Source organism: Paenibacillus sp. BJ-4 (assembly GCF_020404765.1).
Classification (GTDB): Bacteria; Bacillota; Bacilli; order Paenibacillales; family Paenibacillaceae; genus Paenibacillus.
In genome coordinates, this window is the sequence record NZ_JAIVEM010000025.1 from 1 (window position 1) to 211 (window position 211).

The 211-nt window shown below is 62.1% G+C and carries 1 protein-coding gene; it reads left to right on the top strand.

What is annotated here, in order from left to right; genetic code table 11:
- A partial coding sequence (locus LCF57_RS05000; RefSeq protein ID WP_225999717.1) for an AMP-binding protein occupies positions 1–211 on the top strand: 211 nt, incomplete at both ends.

A 211-nucleotide genomic window follows, 5' to 3' on the forward strand; every position in this document is an offset into this window, starting at 1 on the left:
CACCGACAGCTTCCATGAAGCCCGTCCGGAGGATCTGGCGTACGTGATCTATACGTCGGGAACGACGGGCAAGCCGAAGGGCGTGATGATCGAGCACCGCAGCCTAGTGAACACGGCGGCGGGCTACCGGCGGGAATACCGGTTGGATCAGTTCCCGGTGCGGCTGCTGCAGCTCGCAAGCTTCTCGTTCGACGTGTTCGTGGGAGATATC